This window comes from Ensifer sp., from assembly GCF_035999185.1.
Classification (GTDB): domain Bacteria; phylum Pseudomonadota; class Alphaproteobacteria; order Rhizobiales; family Rhizobiaceae; genus Ensifer.
Genome location: NZ_DASYHB010000117.1, coordinates 1 through 16,004 on the forward strand (window position 1 = coordinate 1; position 16,004 = coordinate 16,004).

General features: G+C 62.7%; 18 protein-coding genes and 1 tRNA gene. 9 read left to right on the top strand and 10 right to left on the bottom strand.

All coding sequences use genetic code 11. The annotated features are described in order from the left end of the window. From VGO04_RS14585 to aroA, 4 genes are all read right to left on the bottom strand, one after another. A partial coding sequence (locus VGO04_RS14585) for a S1 RNA-binding domain-containing protein (RefSeq protein ID WP_327496678.1) occupies positions 1 to 213 on the bottom strand: 213 nt, incomplete at its 3' end. A gap of 166 nt (positions 214 to 379) precedes the next feature. Beyond that, positions 380 to 1,018 carry a (d)CMP kinase gene (gene cmk, locus VGO04_RS14590; protein WP_327496679.1) on the bottom strand — a complete coding sequence of 213 codons (639 nt, stop codon included), beginning with the start codon at positions 1,016 to 1,018 and terminating at the stop codon, positions 380 to 382. Continuing rightward, entirely contained in the window at positions 1,015 to 1,695 is a 681-nt protein-coding gene (locus VGO04_RS14595; protein WP_327496680.1) for a hypothetical protein, read from the bottom strand. The genes cmk and VGO04_RS14595 overlap by 4 nt, the downstream gene beginning before the upstream one ends. 157 nt (positions 1,696 to 1,852) lie before the next feature. Further along, positions 1,853 to 3,199, bottom strand: a complete 1,347-nt coding sequence (gene aroA, locus VGO04_RS14600) for a 3-phosphoshikimate 1-carboxyvinyltransferase (protein ID WP_327496681.1) — start codon at positions 3,197 to 3,199, stop codon at positions 1,853 to 1,855. 283 nt (positions 3,200 to 3,482) lie between these two features. Between aroA and VGO04_RS14605 the strand changes: the two genes are divergently transcribed. Further along, on the top strand, positions 3,483 to 3,875 hold the full coding sequence (locus VGO04_RS14605) for a TIGR02300 family protein (RefSeq protein WP_077962966.1): 393 nt from the start codon (positions 3,483 to 3,485) through the stop codon (positions 3,873 to 3,875). Between the two features lie 200 nt (positions 3,876 to 4,075). Then, a tRNA-Ala gene (locus tag VGO04_RS14610) sits at positions 4,076 to 4,151 on the top strand. 32 nt (positions 4,152 to 4,183) lie between these two features. Here VGO04_RS14610 and VGO04_RS14615 read toward each other — a convergent pair. Beyond that, positions 4,184 to 4,546 (bottom strand): hypothetical protein, encoded by a 363-nt coding sequence (locus VGO04_RS14615; RefSeq protein WP_327496682.1) that lies wholly within the window; start codon positions 4,544 to 4,546, stop codon positions 4,184 to 4,186. 156 nt (positions 4,547 to 4,702) lie between these two features. Between VGO04_RS14615 and VGO04_RS14620 the strand changes: the two genes are divergently transcribed. Both VGO04_RS14620 and VGO04_RS14625 read left to right on the top strand, forming a co-directional pair. Then, entirely contained in the window at positions 4,703 to 5,491 is a 789-nt protein-coding gene (locus VGO04_RS14620) for a YdcF family protein (protein ID WP_327496683.1), read from the top strand. Between the two features lie 69 nt (positions 5,492 to 5,560). After that, entirely contained in the window at positions 5,561 to 6,196 is a 636-nt protein-coding gene (locus tag VGO04_RS14625; protein WP_327496684.1) for a trimeric intracellular cation channel family protein, read from the top strand. A 71-nt stretch (positions 6,197 to 6,267) separates the two neighbouring features. On the opposite strand, the gene irrA is transcribed toward VGO04_RS14625, so the two are convergent. Beyond that, positions 6,268 to 6,690, bottom strand: coding sequence for an iron response transcriptional regulator IrrA (gene irrA, locus VGO04_RS14630; protein WP_327496685.1), 423 nt, complete (start codon positions 6,688 to 6,690; stop codon positions 6,268 to 6,270). Between the two features lie 320 nt (positions 6,691 to 7,010). Between irrA and fabA the strand changes: the two genes are divergently transcribed. Genes fabA through fabI form a run of 3 tightly spaced genes read left to right on the top strand, consistent with a single transcriptional unit; the run spans position 7,011 to position 9,605 of the window. Then, positions 7,011 to 7,526, top strand: coding sequence for a 3-hydroxyacyl-[acyl-carrier-protein] dehydratase FabA (fabA, locus tag VGO04_RS14635; RefSeq protein ID WP_327496686.1), 516 nt, complete (start codon positions 7,011 to 7,013; stop codon positions 7,524 to 7,526). 44 nt (positions 7,527 to 7,570) lie between these two features. Next, the gene (fabB, locus tag VGO04_RS14640) at positions 7,571 to 8,794 is read left to right on the top strand and encodes a beta-ketoacyl-ACP synthase I (protein WP_327496687.1); all 1,224 of its coding nucleotides are present in this window, start codon (positions 7,571 to 7,573) and stop codon (positions 8,792 to 8,794) included. Positions 8,795 to 8,798: 4 nt separating this feature from the next. Then, the gene (fabI, locus tag VGO04_RS14645) at positions 8,799 to 9,605 is read left to right on the top strand and encodes an enoyl-ACP reductase FabI (RefSeq protein WP_327496688.1); all 807 of its coding nucleotides are present in this window, start codon (positions 8,799 to 8,801) and stop codon (positions 9,603 to 9,605) included. A gap of 113 nt (positions 9,606 to 9,718) precedes the next feature. Here fabI and VGO04_RS14650 read toward each other — a convergent pair whose 3' ends face one another. After that, the gene (locus VGO04_RS14650; RefSeq protein ID WP_327496689.1) at positions 9,719 to 11,227 is read right to left on the bottom strand and encodes a winged helix-turn-helix domain-containing tetratricopeptide repeat protein; all 1,509 of its coding nucleotides are present in this window, start codon (positions 11,225 to 11,227) and stop codon (positions 9,719 to 9,721) included. 135 nt (positions 11,228 to 11,362) lie between these two features. Here VGO04_RS14650 and VGO04_RS14655 point away from each other — a divergent pair, with 135 nt between their 5' ends. Together VGO04_RS14655 and VGO04_RS14660 are read left to right on the top strand one after the other, a co-directional pair. Then, on the top strand, positions 11,363 to 11,608 hold the full coding sequence (locus VGO04_RS14655) for a DUF1127 domain-containing protein (RefSeq protein ID WP_327496690.1): 246 nt from the start codon (positions 11,363 to 11,365) through the stop codon (positions 11,606 to 11,608). A 109-nt stretch (positions 11,609 to 11,717) separates the two neighbouring features. Further along, the gene (locus tag VGO04_RS14660; protein WP_327496694.1) at positions 11,718 to 12,830 is read left to right on the top strand and encodes an MFS transporter; all 1,113 of its coding nucleotides are present in this window, start codon (positions 11,718 to 11,720) and stop codon (positions 12,828 to 12,830) included. A gap of 39 nt (positions 12,831 to 12,869) precedes the next feature. Here VGO04_RS14660 and VGO04_RS14665 read toward each other — a convergent pair whose 3' ends face one another. From VGO04_RS14665 to pnp, 3 genes are all read right to left on the bottom strand, one after another. Then, positions 12,870 to 13,091 (bottom strand): hypothetical protein, encoded by a 222-nt coding sequence (locus VGO04_RS14665; protein ID WP_327496691.1) that lies wholly within the window; start codon positions 13,089 to 13,091, stop codon positions 12,870 to 12,872. 167 nt (positions 13,092 to 13,258) lie between these two features. Next, positions 13,259 to 14,275, bottom strand: coding sequence for a class I SAM-dependent methyltransferase (locus VGO04_RS14670; protein ID WP_327496692.1), 1,017 nt, complete (start codon positions 14,273 to 14,275; stop codon positions 13,259 to 13,261). A gap of 81 nt (positions 14,276 to 14,356) precedes the next feature. Next, positions 14,357 to 16,004: polyribonucleotide nucleotidyltransferase (pnp, locus tag VGO04_RS14675; protein ID WP_327496693.1), on the bottom strand; the 1,648-nt coding region annotated here is incomplete at its 5' end.

The following is a 16,004-nucleotide window of genomic DNA, read 5'->3' on the forward strand; positions in this document are numbered from 1 at the left end:
GCCGACCTTGAGCGAGCCGTCCTTGGCCTTCGCGCCGAATTCCTTCAGAGCGATGCGGCCTTCGACCTTCAGACCGACGTCGACAACGGCGACGTCCTTTTCGATGGCCGTGACGATGCCCTTGGCAACATAGCCTTCGGCGAGATCAGTCTTCGCGAAGGATTCTTCGAGAAGCGCTGCGAAATCATCACGGGTTGGGTTGGTAGCAGACATGGAATCTCCTGCATGCATCTCAAGTAGAGACGCACATGCGCCGGGGGCTGGTGTTGAACAGGCCTGAACCCAGTCCGCCCCATCGAAGGGACAATCCGGCGCGTGGACGGAATTTCAGGCTTATGCAAGAAGAGCGATCCTGACAGTGTCGAGGATGGGCTCTTCTTCAGATCTTCTTGATCAGGGCCGCATCGATCAAAGACTTCGCGGCCTGAAACGCCGCCTCTATACTCATTTCAGACGTATCAAGCAAGTGCGCGTCATCGGCGGGGCGCAAAGGACTGTCGGCGCGCCCCATGTCGCGCTCGTCGCGCTTCTTCACATCCTCGAAAATCGCATCAAAGTCGGCCGTCTGGCCGTTGCCGATGATCTCGTCAAAGCGGCGCTTCGCCCGAACTTCCGGCGACGCGGTAACGTAGAGTTTTACCGGCGCATCCGGGCACACGACCGTGCCGATGTCGCGGCCATCGAGCACTGTTCCGGGCTCGCGCAACGAAAAGGCGCGCTGCGCCTCGACGAGCGCACGCCGCACGGTCGGCATGACGGCAATCTTGGAGGCAGCCTCGCCGATCGCGTGGGCGGCGAGCACGGAGCGATCGAGACCGGCCAGCTCCACGTCGCGCGCCATCTTCTCGGCGACCACCTCGTCGTCGAGCGGCAGGCCCGCGTCCAGCAGCGCCTTCGCCGTGGCGCGATAGGTCAGCCCCGTATCGAGGTGATGATAACCGTATTGTTCGGCGATCCGGCGAGAGAGCGTGCCCTTGCCGGCCGCGGCCGGTCCGTCGATGGCGATGGTGAACGTCATTTTCCAACCTGCATGTGAATGTGATCGTCGTGCCTGGCGGCACGGCAACCCTGAAACCGAATGGACTCTGCCGCAACGCCAAGCCTCTCGGCGAGGTGCGGCTCCACGAATATTTTCTCCACGCCGAAGCCGCGACCTTCGTCTGAAAGCCAGCGAAGCGCCTCGCGGGTTCGGCGCTGTTCGAGCGGCAAAGGCCGCCATAGAGGCTGCAAGAACCCTAAATTCCAGCGCAAGGTCAAGAGGTCGTCGCGGTTGCCGCAGGGAAGAACGCTTCCGGCACGCGGCTCTTCGAAGGCGAAGTAGCCGATCGGCGAACGTGTCGTCCCGTCAAGAAACCGGCCTTCGGCATCCTCATAGAAAAAAGCCACGTCGAGTTTGCGGCCATCGGAATGGGACAGGTGCGGAAACAGCGGAAAACCGTCAAAGAACGGAAAGTTCGCATCGAGCGCCAAAGTGGTGGTTTGCGGAAACGCCTCGTTCATTCGCTGCGACAGGGCGAGCGCCGCTTCCCGCATTTTCGGGGTCACAAACTGGCGGTTCAGCACGCAGAACAACGGCGACTGCATTCTGAGACGTGACGAGCCGTCGCTAAAACAGGGCAGCGGAACGCGGCCGAAGGCGGGCGCAACAGCATAACTCAACCCGCTGCCGGCCGCGTAAAGCGCGATGAAGAGCACGAGACGACCGGTGGCGCCAACACCGGCTTTCCTGAGCCGGGCGAGACCGAGGGAAAGAAGCAGAATGACGCCGCCGATCTGCGTCAGCAGCGTCAGAACGAGAACGGCAATTGCCGTCAGAAGCCAGCCAACCTTCTGTTTCAAACCCATGTCGCCTTCATTCGATCCTTGCGCCAAGGCCCGCCATCAGCGTCGTGAACTCCGGAAAGCTGGTCGCGATCATCGTCGCGTCGTCGATTGCAACCGGATGCTGCGAAGCAAGCCCCATCACCAGGAAGCTCATGGCGATGCGATGGTCGAGATCGGTCTTCACCACGCCGCCGGATGCATTGCCAAGACCCTTGCCTGCGGGACGGCCACGCACGACGAGCGAGGATTTTCCCTCGTCGAAATCGACGCCGTTGAGCTTCAGAGCCGCGGCAACCGCCGAAAGACGATCGGACTCCTTCACGCGCAGCTCCTGAAGACCGCTCATGGTCGTTGCGCCCTCAGCGAATGCTGCGGCGACGGCAAGCACCGGATACTCGTCGATCATCGAGGGCGCACGCTCTTCCGGCACCGCCACCCCTTTCAGATCGGAATGGCGCACCCGCAAATCCGCCACATCCTCGCCCCCCCTCAGCCGGATATCGATGACCTCGATATCGGCGCCCATCTCCTGCAATGTCAGGATCAGGCCGGTTCGCGCCGGGTTCATCAGCACGTTCTCGATGGTGATGTCCGAACCAGGGACAATGAGGGCTGCGACGAGCGGAAAGGCCGCCGATGACGGGTCGCCCGGCACGATAACCGACTGCCCGGCGAGCCGACCGCGCCCTTGAAGGCGGATGGTTCGAACGCCTGCCGTGTCGGTCTCGACCAGGAGGGCTGCGCCGAAGCCTTCCAGCATGCGCTCCGTATGGTCGCGCGTCATCACCGGCTCGATCACGGTGGTGATCCCCGGCGCATTGAGGCCGGCCAAGAGCACCGCCGATTTCACCTGCGCGGATGCGACCGGCACGCGATAGCTGATCGGCGTCGGCGTCTTCGGACCACGCAGCGTCACCGGCAGCCGGTCGCCCGTGGAAGCACGCACCTGCACGCCCATCTCGCGCAGCGGATCAAGCACGCGCGCCATCGGCCGCCGACTGAGCGAAGCATCACCGATGAAGGTGGTCTCGAAATCATAGACACCGGCGAGACCCATGACGAGCCGGCAGCCGGTGCCGGCGTTGCCAAAATCGAGCGGCGCTTCCGGTGCGAGCAGCGCGCCGTTGCCAACGCCGTCGACGATCCAGGTGCCGCCTTCCTTGCGGATCCTCGCGCCCATCGCCTGCATCGCGCGCGCCGTCGCCATCACGTCCTCGCCTTCCAGCAGACCGGTGATGCGCGTTTGACCCGCGGCAAGCCCGCCCAGCATCAGGGCCCGGTGCGAGATCGACTTGTCGCCGGGAACGCGGATCGTGCCACGCAGGTCAGCGGATCGGCGGGCGGTGGCAGGCCTCAGGCCCGATCCATGGGACATGCGAATTCCTCAAAACTATGGGCCGCCTTGCGCGTGAAACACATGGCTGCGGGCAGAGGCGTATGCCTTCTAACCCTATTGTTGCGCTCCTACCACACGCCGGCGAAACGGTCATCCTCGTGTGCCCGAAAGCCCGCGATACCGGGGCTCCGGTGTTTTGCCTTTGACAGATGCAGCCAAGACGATTAAGGGGACCGGCTAATCATCATAAGCTTGATACCCTTTCCACCCGCCGGCTTTCCGGCAAGCGCCGGCGCGGCCGGCCATTCAAGAGGCTTTGACAGTGGCAAAACCGGAACTTGGAACAAAGCGCATCGACCCGGAAACGGGGCGCAAATTCTACGATCTGAACCGTGATCCGATCGTTTCGCCTTACACCGGCAAGTCCTATCCGCTGAACTTCTTCGAAGAAACCTCGGTCGCCAAGGTGCTCGAGAAGGAAGAAGAAGAAGACGTCACGGAAGTCGATGCAGAGAACACCGAAGTCGAACTGGTTTCGCTCGAGGATGCCGATGATGAGGCAGCGGGCGGCGACGACCTTCCGGATCTCGGCGACGACGATGTCGAGATCGACGGTGACGACGACGACGACACCTTCCTGCAGACCGACGACGAAGACGACGACGACGACATGAGCGACCTCATCGGCGTGTCGGACGACGAAGAAGACGTCTAAGCGCTTCAATTGATACAGGAATGCTCCCGTCCTCGGCCGCACACGGCCCGGACGGGAGAAAAATGGCCGGGACAAAAATAAATCCACAGGCCACGCATTTTTCGGCTTGCCATCCTCAAAAAGGGGAAGTAATAAGCCGCCACTCGCCGAGCAAAACAGCCCGGCGAACTTCCCGGACCGGCCTCGCCGGAACCCGATATGGGGCTATAGCTCAGCTGGGAGAGCGCTTGCATGGCATGCAAGAGGTCAGCGGTTCGATCCCGCTTAGCTCCACCAAACTTCCTTCAGATTGCATAAGAATTTAGACCTCAGGGTCCGTCGCTTGCTTCCATTTCGTCGAGCGAATCCAAGATCATCGTCAAGAGCCGGATGATATCGGCTGACTCGAGCAAGGCGTGGCGGATTTCGCGTTCCGAGCGATCCGGGGCGGAGCCGGCTATTTCCAAAAGCCGGACGGTTATGTCAGGCGCTTCGGTGTTCGGCTCCATGCCGGTCTGCTCGCGCATGCAGCGGATCAGCGCCACTGCACCTTCCAGCAACCGTTGTGCCTGCAATGGGGTGAGTTGATGGACCTCATTTGCGGCGCGAAACAGCTGGGATCTGAAGCCCGATATCGTGGTCATCTCCCGGATGATACTCCTTTCGGCTTCAAATGAAAGTGGTGCAGGCAACCACCTGCGCAACGCTCAGGTGAGAATGCTACGCACGCAAGCTTGCGCGAACGCGTCCAAAGCGCTGAATTGATCCCGCCATCCGGTCAATTGCCCCACCTCGCGCCGGCGCGGCCTTCATGAATTGTTAAGCATCAAATCGCAGAAGCTGTTGCCATGTTCCTGATCTCGAAAATCTTCTGGCTGATCGCGCAGCCGCTGTCGTTCTCGTTTTTCGCCGTGATCTCGGGCTTGCTTGCGTCAGCGGCCGGCTGGCGTCGCATCGGTGCCCTCATCGGCGGCGTCGGCGCCCTGGTGTTGTTCGTCACCCTGTTCACGACCGCGGGACCTTACGCCCTGCAGGCGCTCGAGGACCGCTTCCCGCGCCCTGCGCCGCCAACTTCCCTTTCCTGCGTCATCGTGCTTGGAGGCGCCTTCGAGAACGAGGTGACGGCCGGCCGGGGCGGCATCGAGCTCAATCAGGCAGCCGATCGCTTCATCGAGACCGTGCGTCTGGCAAAACGCTATCCGGAGGCGCGGATCCTTGTTTCCGGCGGCGATGGTTCGATCAGCGGCGCCTATTCGGGCGACGCGCACGCATCGAAGGCCTTCTTCGATGCCTTTGAGATCGCCGACAACAGGGTGATCCGCGAAGAAGATTCGCGCACGACCTTCGAAAACGCGCGCTACACCAAGGATCTGCTTGCGGCAAACGGGCTTGCGCAATGCGCGCTCGTCACATCCGCCTACCACATACCGCGGTCCGTCGCGCTCTTTCGCGCAAACGACATCGGCGTCCTGCCTTGGCCAACCGACTTCCGCACGAGCGGCAAGGTGCAGCTCGGCTTCGATTTCACCCAGCCGTCACTGAACGCGCAACTGACGACAACGGCGGCCAAGGAATGGACCGGACTTGTCGCCTACTACCTGCTCGGGCGAACACGGACGGTGCTGCCGGCACCCTGACACGGTTGACGGAGGGGCACGGCATGCCCAAGCTTTTACCGACATGCCGATTCTTGCCCGGAGCGCTTAATGCCGATCCTCGAAATTCTCGACTATGCCGGTGTCGCGGTCTTTGCCGCCACTGGCGCGCTCTCGGCCTCGCGCAAGCAGCTCGATATCATCGGCTACCTGTTTCTCGCCTCGGTGACCGGGATCGGCGGCGGCACGATGCGTGACGTCGTGCTTGGCGCCACCCCTGTCTTCTGGGTTACAAACCCGACCTATCTGCTCGTCTGCGCCACGGTCGCGGTCATCATCTTCTTCACCGCCCATCTCTTCGATTCGCGCTACCGGGTGCTTGTCTGGCTCGATGCGGTCGGGCTTTCGGCCTATAGCGTCATGGGGGCGGCCAAGGGTTTCGCTGCCACCGGCTCGGCGACGGTCGCGCTTGTCACCGGCATGTTGACCGCGACCTTCGGCGGCGTGCTGCGCGACATTCTTGCCGGAGAGCCCTCCGTGCTTCTGAGGCCGGAAGTCTATGTCACGGCAGCATTGATCGGTGCCGGCGCCTTCGTACTTGCGACGACCGGCGGGCTGTCGCTGACGGCGGCCTCCACGATCGGCGTGATAGCCGCATTCGCGGTGCGTGGCGGCGCACTCAAGTTCGGCTGGACCCTGCCGACCGGCAAGGCGCTGCCGGGCCGTGACCCCGACGACGTGATGTAGGCGCGCGTCAGCCCGATCGACCCGGACGACGCGTGATCAACTTATTTTGATGATTGCCTTGCGAGGCAGGCTCAGCGGCCGGCCTTGCGGCGCAGACGGATCACCACATCGACATGCGCAATCTCCATGCCATCAGGCGGCTCCGGAAGATTGTCGATCTGGATATTGCTGACCGGAATATCGAGCACCTCGTTCTGGCCCTCGATGAAGAAATGGTGGTGATCCGACACGTTGGTGTCGAAGTAGGTCTTGGCGCTTTCGACGGCCAGCACGCGGATCATGCCGGCCTCGGTGAACTGGTGCAGCGTATTGTAGACGGTTGCCAGAGACACCGGCACGCCAGCCAGAACCGCCTCTTCGTGCAGCTCCTCGACGGTCAGGTGACGATCGCCCTTGGCAAAGATCAGATCGGCGAGGGCAACGCGCTGACGGGTCGGACGCAGGCCTGAATGGCGTAGCCTTTCCTCCGAACTCACTTCTGTTGCTTTCGTCATCAAGGGTCGATCCATGTATCCCGGCGAAAATTCACAATACTAATTTTGCGATATAACTTTTGCGCCCTCTCCTTTCAATAGATTCCAGGCCCGACAAGCGTTGCAAAGCCCGAAAAACCGGTCAAACTCGGGGAATGCTGGCAATTAACTCTGGTCCCGCCCACATTGATCCTGTAAGCGACGGCGGAGTGAAAGAGCCATCTGGAGCGGCGGAACCGGGCCAAAACGGCAAGATCCGGGTCGCAACGCTTCATTTCATGCCGAACTTGCTCTAAAGCAGGTCGGACAACACAATTTGTTACGCGGGGAAACATCCATTCATGACGACCAGACAATCCAGCTTCAGCTATGAGGAAATCCTGGCCTGCGGCCGTGGAGAGTTGTTTGGCCCCGGCAATGCCCAGCTGCCGCTGCCGCCGATGCTGATGGTTCATCGCATCACCGAGATTTCGGAAACCGGTGGCGCCTTCGACAAGGGTTTCCTGCGCGCCGAGTATGACGTGCGGCCGGACGACTGGTACTTCCCCTGCCACTTCCAGGGCAATCCGATCATGCCGGGCTGCCTCGGCCTCGATGGCATGTGGCAGCTGACCGGCTTCTATCTCGGCTGGCTCGGCGAGCCTGGTCGCGGCATGGCGCTGTCGACCGGCGAAGTGAAGTTCAAGGGCATGGTCCGTCCGCACACCAAGCTTCTCGAATACGGTATCGACTTCAAGCGCGTCATGCGCGGCCGACTGGTGCTTGGCACCGCCGACGGCTGGCTAAAGGCCGATGGCGAAACTATCTATCAGGCAACCGACCTGCGCGTCGGCCTGTCGAAGGATAAGGCCGAGTAGTCCGGTCCTGCCGCAGCAAACGAAATAAAGAAAAGGTCACTATCATGAGACGGGTTGTTGTCACGGGCCTCGGCATCGTTTCCTCGATCGGGAACAATGCCGACGAAGTCACGGCGTCGCTGCGCGATGCCAAGTCGGGCATCACGTTTTCTCCCGATTTCGCCGAGAACGGCTTCAAGTGCCAGGTCTGGGGCGCACCGTCGCTCGATCCGACCGAGCTCGTCGACCGCCGCGCCATGCGCTTCCTGTCGCAGGGCGGTGCGTGGAACCACGTGGCGATGAAGCAGGCGATCGCCGACTCGGGTCTCGAGGAAGCGATGATCGCCCGCAACGAGCGCACCGGCATCATCATGGGTTCGGGCGGCCCGTCGACCCGCACCATCGTGGAAGCGGCCGACGTCACCCGCAAGAACGTCAGCCCGAAGCGCATCGGCCCGTTCGCGGTACCGAAAGCGATGTCGTCGACGGCATCGGCAACGCTCGCCACCTGGTTCCAGATCCACGGCGTCAACTACTCGATCTCGTCGGCCTGCTCGACCTCGGCCCATTGCATCGGCAACGCGGCCGAAATGATCCAGTGGGGCAAGCAGGACGTGATGTTTGCCGGTGGCCACGAAGATCTCGACTGGACCATGTCCAACCTCTTCGACGCCATGGGCGCCATGTCCTCAAAGTACAATGAAACCCCGGCCTCGGCTTCGCGCGCCTATGACGCCAACCGCGACGGCTTCGTGATCGCCGGTGGCGCGGGCGTTCTCGTTCTTGAAGAGCTGGAGCACGCCAAGGCCCGCGGCGCCAAGATCTACGCCGAAATCGTCGGCTACGGTGCGACCTCCGACGGCTACGACATGGTGGCTCCGTCGGGCGAAGGCGCGATGCGCTGCATGCGCCAGGCGCTTTCGACCGTGAAGGGCGACGTCGATTACATCAACACCCACGGCACCTCGACGCCGGTGGGCGACAGCAAGGAAATCGGCGCGATCCGCGAAGTGTTCGGCAACAAGATCCCGCACATTCAGTCGACGAAGTCGCTGACCGGTCACTCGCTGGGTGCTGCCGGCGTGCAGGAGTCGATCTACGGCCTCCTGATGATGCAGGCCGGCTTCATTGGCGAGAGCGCCCACATCACCGAACTCGACCCGGAATTCGACGGCGTCCCGATCGTCCGCAAGCGCATCGACAACGCCAAGATCGACACGGTTCTGTCGAACTCCTTCGGCTTCGGTGGCACCAATGCGACGCTCGTCTTCCAGCGCTACAACGGATAACACCATGACGGCACTGATGACCGGAAAGCGTGGCCTCATCATGGGTGTGGCCAACAACCACTCCATTGCCTGGGGCATTTCCAAGGCGCTGGCCGCACAGGGTGCCGAGCTCGCCTTCACCTACCAGGGCGAAGCGCTCGGCAAACGCGTCAAGCCGCTGGCAGCCGAAGTCGGCTCCGACTTCCTGCTGCCTTGCGACGTCGAGGACATCGCGTCCGTCGACGCGGTCATCGACGCGATCAAGCAGCGCTGGGGAAAGCTGGACTTCATCGTCCACGCCATCGGCTTTTCCGACAAGAACGAGCTGAAGGGCCTTTACGCCGACACGTCGCGCGACAATTTCAGCCGCACGATGGTGATCTCCTGCTTCTCCTTCACCGAGATCGCGAGGCGGGCAGCCGAGCTGATGAATGACGGCGGCTCGATGCTGACGCTCACCTATGGCGGCTCGATGCGCGTCATGCCGAACTACAACGTCATGGGCGTGGCCAAGGCCGCTCTCGAAGCCTCGGTGCGCTATCTCGCCGCCGACTATGGCGTGCGCGGCATTCGCGTCAACGCGATCTCGGCCGGCCCGATCCGCACGCTTGCCGGCGCCGGCATTTCCGACGCCCGGGCGATGCTCTCCTGGCAGCAGAAGAACTCGCCGCTCCGCCGGACCGTGACGATCGACGATGTCGGCAATTCCGCGCTTTATCTGCTTTCAGACCTGTCGCGCGGCGTCACCGGCGAGATCCACTATGTCGACAGCGGCTACAACATCACCTCGATGCCGGCGCTTGATGCATTGAGGACGGCCGACGCCGAATAACAATCGCAGGCTGATCACGGCGGCGATGCGTTTCACAGAAACCCCGGCGAGCTCCTCGCCGGGGTTTGTTTTTTCAGGCTCGTGGATGGCGCCTCCTGAAATCGCGCAAAACCTCAATCCGGAAGGCCAGCCTTACGGAAGCCGTCGGAAAAATGCTCAAGCACGGCGGCGTCACGGAAAGGCTCGGCCGCAGCCCAATGGCGGATCGTGAAATGCGGATTGGCGACGAGGAACAGTTCCGCCTCGGCGTTCGCCTCTTCGATGCGCCCCAATTGCGCAAGGCTTGCCGCGAGAAACCGGCGCGAGCTGGTGCGGTAGGTCTCGTCGTTGCGCAGCGTCTCGACCGCCGCTTCATAGGAACCCGCAGCATATTGCGCCTGGCCGAGCGTCAGGTAGTACCAGCTTGCCGGATGGGGGTTCAGCCGGAATGCCTTGCGAATGTGCTTCAGCCCTTCTTCGACACGGCCGGAGAGAATCGCTATGTCGGACAGGGCCGCCCAAGCGTCGGCCTCGTTCGGGTCGAGTTCGGTCGCCTTGGCAAACTCCGCGTCGGCCTCGGCAAAGCAGCGTTCATAGGCAAGCAGATAGCCGAGAATCCAGCGGCTGCCGGCAGCATCGGGGTCGATCGCGACAGCCTTGCGCGCCAATCCGAGTGCCAGTTCCCGGTCGGTCTGCGCTGGGCCGCCGGAGTGGATCCGTCCCATCCAGTGGTTGATGGCCAGCCAACGATAGGCCTCGGCATAATCAGGATCGAGTGAAACTGCGCGCGTGAGCATCAGGTGCGCTTCCCGCGCCATCTGCGGCGTATCATCCATCAGTTTTCGCGCCCGTACGCAGAGATCGTACGCTTCGAGGCTGCTGGGCCGATTGCGCTTTCGAACCGGCTGAAGCCTCCCGAGCAGCGCTTCCACGATTCTGCTCGTGACCTCGTCCTGAACTGCAAAGATATCCTCAAGGCTGCGGTCGAAGCGCTCCGCCCAGAGATGCGCGCCGCTTGCCGCATCGACCAGCTGGGCGTTGATGCGCACCATCCCTGATGCGCGCCTCGCGCTGCCCTCCAGCAGGTAGCGCACGCCAAGGTCCTCGGCGATCGCACGCACGTCCATCACCCTTCCCTTGTAGGCGAAGCTCGAATTGCGCGCGATGACGAACAGGTCGCCGTTGGTGGACAGGTCGGTGATCAGGTCTTCGGTCAAGCCGTCCGCAAAGGCCCCCTGTTCCGGATCGTTGCTGAGGTTGACGAAAGGCAATACCGCGATCGACGGTTTGTCCGGCAGGGGCAGTAGTTTTCGCGTCGCGCCGCCAAGCCGTTCGATCGTGCCGGTGAACCGATAACCGACGCGCGGTACGGTCGAGATCCATTCGCCGCCGTCGACAGCCGGGCCAAGCAATTTCCTCAGTTGGGCGATCTGGACCGTGAGATTGCCTTCCTCGACCGCCGTGCCCGGCCACGCCGCGTCCATCAACTCGGCCTTACCAAGGATTTCGCCGGCTCGCCCGACCAGTGCCGCAAGCAGCTTTACGCCGCGATAGCCAACCGCAACGGGATCATCGTTCCGCAGCAGCGTTCCCGCACCCGGATCAAGAACGAACGGACCAAAGGCAAAGCGCACATCCCGCATGCGGTGCAATCTAGACGCTTTGGAAGATTTTGAGAACTTTTTGGAAGGGCTTAAGGACGTCGCCGCTCCCATCCCGCACAATTCAACTTCTTGCAATCCGGGTTTCTTGAACCCTCAAAACATCGGGAGGTTGTCGTGCCCCATATTCCCTTTCCTATCCCAGCCTCGTCTGAAGCAACACCGCCGGCGGTGCCGGGTGCTACGAGGTCGTACCGACGCTTCAGCCTGCGGTCCTTGATCGCCTCGTGGCGCGAGAAAAACCGCTTCCAGATAGACCTGGAGCGCAAGCTGCAGGGCGATCCGCATGTGCTCGACGATGTCGGCCTGACACGGCGCCAGGTCGAAGACGAGCTTGCCAGGCCATTCTGGCATGTCTTGTAGGATGAAAGCCGCAATGACATCCGACCCTCACATTCGGCCGACTGCCGCCGTTCACCGGAACCTGCAGAACAAGATATCCCCGGGAGAGGACGGCGCCCCATGGGCCGCGATGGCAGGCATCATTGCGACCGTGACCGTCTTTGCCGTGGCGCAGGGGCTGACCTACCCGCTGCTCAGCTTCATCCTGGAGCGGCAACAGACAGCACCCGCGCTGATCGGCCTCTCGGCCGCCATGACGCCGCTCGGCTTCATCCTGTCGGCGCCCTTCATTCCGGTGTTCGCAAAGCGGTTGGGCGGCGCACGACTTGCGATCCTGTGCTCGGTCCTGGCCGCTTCAACGCTTGCAGCGATTGCCTGGACGCAGGACGCCTGGACCTGGATACCGCTTCGTTTTCTGCTGGGCGTCTTTGCCAATCCGCTTTCGGTCATCAGCGAGACCTGGCTGGTGACGATCACGCCTGCATCCCGGCGGGGCCGTATCATGGGCCTCTATTCGTCGGTGGTATCAGCCGGCTTCTGCATCGGCCCGCTGTCGCTCAGCCTGGTCGGCAGCGCGGGCTGGCCACCTTTCCTGATTGGCATCGTCGCTTTCCTCGCCTGTGGCCTGATCGTGCTTGCCGTCGTGCCGCGTCTGCCCGACATGCCGCAGGAGGGTGCCGCGACCTCCGTGGTCGGCTTTTTCACCCTGGCGCCCTTGCTTCTTCTCGCCGTCGCAACGGCCGCGGCCTTCGAGCAGACCCTGCTCTCGATGCTTGCCGTCTATGGCGCCGCACTCGGCAGCACCGAACAGCGCATCGCCCCGCTTGCGACCTGCTTCATCGCGGGCAATGCGGCACTGCAGATCGTGCTCGGGCGGCTGGCTGAGCGCGTGGGTTCGAGGCAGATGATGCTGTTTTGCGTGCTGGCCTCGTTGCTCGGCTGCCTGTTGCTGCCATTCCTCTTTGACGGATGGCTGATCTGGCCGCTCACCTTTGCCTGGGGTGGGGTCACCTTCGGGATTTTCACCCTTTCGCTGGTCCAGCTCGGCGAGCGGTTTTCCGGCCAGACACTGGTGGCCGGCAACGCCGCCTTCGCGCTTGCCTGGGGCGTGGGCGGTATCGTGGGCTCGCCGGCGACGGGGCTCGTCATGCAACTGGTGGGGCATCAGGGGCTGCCGCTGTCGCTCGGCCTGCTCTGCCTCGTACTAGCAGGGCTTCTGCTGACCGAGAAAGCACGGCGCTGACGAGGGAGCGACGGTCGGGCAAGACCGGGACGGACCGGGTCATACCAGCATGAACAACACCAGCAGGGCAGCGATGATCGCTAGAATGACGAATCCCGTATGCGTGCGTCGCTCCGGAGCGAGCGGAGAGTGATAAAGACTCCGCAGAAAAGACATGGGGACCTCGGAGGTAGCACCATGTCCCTCCCCCTGCTTGATATCCTTGGCGATGGCCTCGGCCGCCTCCTCGCTCAAGGGCGGCCTGTTCACTCCCGACGTCATGGATCGCATCCTCCGACAGGGAAATACCGGCCGCATGTTGAGCCCGAACAGGAGCGAAGGCAACGGGCAAACTTTGGTATCGGAGAACGCGCAACGCGAAAGAGCCGGACCTTGCGGCCCGGCTCCTGTTCAATGCCGTCTTTGCACGGATGCGGCGACGCCGCACCTCAGCGCTTGGCCCACAGCACCTTGAAGCGGGCGTTGCGGCAGGTCTCGCCGTATTCCTTGGCGGTTTCGGCCAGCACCTGCTCGTAGGGCAGGCCGCGATTGGCGACCAGCATCAGCTTGCCGCCCTGCTTCAGCGCCTTCAGCGCCGTCTTGATGATGGCCGTGCCGAGCGCCGGCTCGGCGGCGTGTCCCTCATGGAACGGCGGGTTCATGACGATGAGATCGTACTTGTCACGCGGCTCTTCGCTTGTCAGGTCGAACCAGTAGAAACGCGTCGGCATGCGGGGCGCGTTCGCCATCATGTTCGCACGGGCGGCCTCGAGCGCGCCGTGATCGGCCTCGAACAGGTCGATGCCCTTGGTGCCGGGAGACGCCTGAGCGAGCTTGGCTGCTAGATAGCCCCAGCCGGCGCCGAAATCGGCGGCATGGCCATGGAAATCGATCGGCAGACGCGAGGCGAGCAGTTCGGATCCGGCATCGATACGGTCATGCGAGAACATGCCGGGCGCAGCCTCGAACAGGCCGTCGACACGCACCGGAACCTTGGCGAGCTTGCGCACGGCGTCGGTGACATCTTCCGGACGGGTAAACCAGAAGGCAACGCCATGGTACTTCGGCAGATGGTCGCCATCCCATTCGAACTTGGCGATGCGCTTCTTCAGCGACTGGATGCCGTCTTCCTTGCCGCCGGCAACGACGATCAGGCCGCCCTCGCGGGTGCGCTTCAGCGCCTCGGCGATGCGGTCCTCGTTCTCGCCCTTGTGCTTGCCGCAAAGGATCAGCGTGACGTCGTAGTCCTCGCCGGCAACTTCAGGGGCCACGTCGGCGCGTGCGGCCTCGAGAGCCCGGTAGAGCGGCCGGAGTGGCTGAACGGCCGAGATCGACGCCGCGAAGCCCTCAGGCAGCCGGTAGCCCGCCTCGGCGCCGAGGAAGAGCACGCGCTCGCCTTCGCCCGGCGGGTCGATCACGCCGCTGTCGAACGGGTAAAACAGGGTCTTCAACGCATCTCGGCTCATCGGTCTATCCGTCATCTTCCTACAAGAAAGGGGCGCGGAGCGATCCGCTCCGCGCCCCGAATGCATTCGGGTGAAGCCCGCTTATTCGGCAGCTTCGCCGTCGCCCTTCTTTTCAGACTTCTCGGCAGCGACTTCCTTGCCGGTTGCCTGGTCGACGACCTTCATCGACAGGCGAACCTTGCCGCGCTCGTCGAAGCCCATGAGCTTGACCCAGACCTTGTCGCCTTCCTTGACGACGTCGGTCGTCTTGGCAACGCGCTCGGAGGCCAGCTGCGAGATGTGGACGAGGCCGTCGCGGGCGCCGAAGAAGTTGACGAAGGCGCCGAAGTCGGCCGTCTTCACAACGGTGCCTTCGTAGATCTGGCCGACTTCCGGTTCAGCAACGATCGAGTGGATCCACTTGCGGGCCGCTTCGATTTCCTTGCCCGACGAAGATGCGATCTTCACGGTGCCGTCGTCTTCGATGTTGATCTTGGCGCCGGTCTTTTCGACGATTTCGCGGATGACCTTGCCGCCCGAGCCGATGACTTCACGGATCTTGTCGACCGGGATGTTCATGACTTCGATGCGCGGTGCGAACTCGCCGAGCTGGCCGCGGCTTTCCGAGATGGCCTTGGCCATTTCGCCGAGGATGTGGAGACGGCCGCCCTTGGCCTGGTTGAGCGCGATGCCCATGATCTCTTCGGTGATGCCCTCGATCTTGATGTCCATCTGGAGCGAGGTGATGCCGGCTTCGGTGCCTGCAACCTTGAAGTCCATGTCGCCGAGGTGGTCTTCGTCGCCGAGGATGTCGGAGAGAACGGCGAAGCGCTCATCTTCCTTGATCAGGCCCATGGCGATACCGGCAACCGGCTTTGCCAGCGGAACGCCGGCGTCCATCAGAGCGAGCGAGGTGCCGCAGACGGTGGCCATCGACGAGGAACCGTTGGATTCGGTGATTTCGGAGACGACGCGCAGCGTGTAGGGGAACTGCTCGGCTTCCGGCAGCATCGGGCGGATCGCGCGCCAGGCGAGCTTGCCGTGACCGATTTCGCGGCGGCCCGGGGAGCCCATGCGACCGGTTTCGCCGACCGAATAGGGCGGGAAGTTGTAGTGCAGCATGAAGCGTTCTTTGTACATGCCGGTCAGGCTGTCGACGTACTGTTCGTCTTCGCCGGTGCCGAGCGTGGCAACGACGATCGCCTGCGTTTCACCGCGGGTGAACAGGGCCGAGCCGTGGGTGCGCGGCAGGAGGCCGACTTCCGACACGATAGCGCGAACGGTTTCGAGATCGCGGCCGTCGATGCGGCTCTTGGTGTCGAGGATGTTCCAGCGAACGATCTTGGCCTGGAGGTGCTTGAAGACGGCGCCGATGACTTCGGCAGTGTGCTTCGGCTCTGCGCCTTCCGGGAAGAAGTGTGCCTTCACCTTTGCCTTGACGGCGTCGACGGCAGCGTAGCGGGCAGCCTTTTCGGTGATCTTGTAGGCGTCGCGCAGTTCGGCTTCGGCCATGCCGAGCATTTCAGCTTCGAGCGCGGAATGATCTTCCGGCTGGAAGTCGCGCGGCTCCTTGGCGGCAACTTCAGCGAGCTTGATGATGGCGTCGATGACCGGCTGGAAACCCTTCTGGCCGAATACGACGGCGCCGAGCATAACGTCTTCAGCCAGTTCCTTGGCTTCGGATTCGACCATCAGCACCGCTTCCTGGGTGCCGGCGACGACGAGGTCGAGGGTCGATTCGTCCATCTCG

Bases quoted from the DNA above. Each gene is read 5' to 3' on its own strand.
- irrA (WP_327496685.1), bottom strand. From the start codon at position 6,690: ATGACGAAAGCAACAGAAGTGAGTTCGGAGGAAAGGCTACGCCATTCA.
- VGO04_RS14625 (WP_327496684.1), top strand. From the start codon at position 5,561: ATGCCGATCCTCGAAATTCTCGACTATGCCGGTGTCGCGGTCTTTGCC.
- VGO04_RS14650 (WP_327496689.1), bottom strand. From the start codon at position 11,227: ATGCGGGATGTGCGCTTTGCCTTTGGTCCGTTCGTTCTTGATCCGGGT.
- cmk (WP_327496679.1), bottom strand. From the start codon at position 1,018: ATGACGTTCACCATCGCCATCGACGGACCGGCCGCGGCCGGCAAGGGC.
- VGO04_RS14620 (WP_327496683.1), top strand. From the start codon at position 4,703: ATGTTCCTGATCTCGAAAATCTTCTGGCTGATCGCGCAGCCGCTGTCG.
- VGO04_RS14660 (WP_327496694.1), top strand. From the start codon at position 11,718: ATGGCAGGCATCATTGCGACCGTGACCGTCTTTGCCGTGGCGCAGGGG.
- fabA (WP_327496686.1), top strand. From the start codon at position 7,011: ATGACGACCAGACAATCCAGCTTCAGCTATGAGGAAATCCTGGCCTGC.
- fabI (WP_327496688.1), top strand. From the start codon at position 8,799: ATGACGGCACTGATGACCGGAAAGCGTGGCCTCATCATGGGTGTGGCC.
- aroA (WP_327496681.1), bottom strand. From the start codon at position 3,199: ATGTCCCATGGATCGGGCCTGAGGCCTGCCACCGCCCGCCGATCCGCT.
- VGO04_RS14665 (WP_327496691.1), bottom strand. From the start codon at position 13,091: ATGACGTCGGGAGTGAACAGGCCGCCCTTGAGCGAGGAGGCGGCCGAG.
- VGO04_RS14670 (WP_327496692.1), bottom strand. From the start codon at position 14,275: ATGAGCCGAGATGCGTTGAAGACCCTGTTTTACCCGTTCGACAGCGGC.
- fabB (WP_327496687.1), top strand. From the start codon at position 7,571: ATGAGACGGGTTGTTGTCACGGGCCTCGGCATCGTTTCCTCGATCGGG.